Origin of the sequence: Rhodococcoides kyotonense, assembly GCF_001645385.1 — a bacterium.
In the GTDB taxonomy this organism is placed as follows: domain Bacteria; phylum Actinomycetota; class Actinomycetes; order Mycobacteriales; family Mycobacteriaceae; genus Rhodococcoides; species Rhodococcoides kyotonensis_B.
Genome location: NZ_LVHI01000030.1, coordinates 1 through 706 on the forward strand (window position 1 = coordinate 1; position 706 = coordinate 706).

2 rRNA genes are annotated in these 706 nt (G+C 55.2%); both read right to left on the reverse strand.

Going from position 1 to position 706, the window contains the following annotated elements:
• Positions 1-107, reverse strand: a 23S ribosomal RNA gene (locus A3K89_RS26190); the annotation flags it as partial.
• Between the two features lie 451 nt (positions 108-558).
• Positions 559-706, reverse strand: a 16S ribosomal RNA gene (locus tag A3K89_RS26195); the annotation flags it as partial.

Consider the following 706-nt stretch of genomic DNA (forward strand, 5'->3'; position numbering starts at 1 on the left):
CGGATCACAGCTCGGTTGACAGCTCCCCGAGGCTTATCGCAGCCTCCTACGTCCTTCATCGGCTCCTGGTGCCAAGGCATCCACCGTACGCTCTAAATTACCGGATCACAGCTCGGTTGACAGCTCCCCGAGGCTTATCGCAGCCTCCTACGTCCTTCATCGGCTCCTGGTGCCAAGGCATCCACCGTACGCTCTAAATTACTTACAACAAAGATGCTCGCGTCCACTGTGCAATTCTCAAACAACACACACATGGAAAACCATCCTGCATCCATCAGACCAGAACAATGTCACCACCATTCCGCGATAGGGATACGATCTCCCACCTGCATATTCCTGCCTAGAGAAGAAACAAACTCGCGCTTGTTCTCTCAGGACCCAACAGTATGCCGATATATTCACCCGCCGGCCACATCAAGGATGACGTGTACGACGCGAAAAGTCTGTCAGTGTTCCACCCGTGAGCTCCCGCAGACCTACAGACGAGGTCTAAACGGGCTCTGCCAGACATCATCCAACACCTGTGTGCTGGTCCATGTTCTGGTGAATGCTCCTTAGAAAGGAGGTGATCCAGCCGCACCTTCCGGTACGGCTACCTTGTTACGACTTCGTCCCAATCGCCGATCCCACCTTCGACGGCTCCCTCCCACAAGGGGTTAGGCCACCGGCTTCGGGTGTTACCGACTTTCATGACGTGACGGGCGCT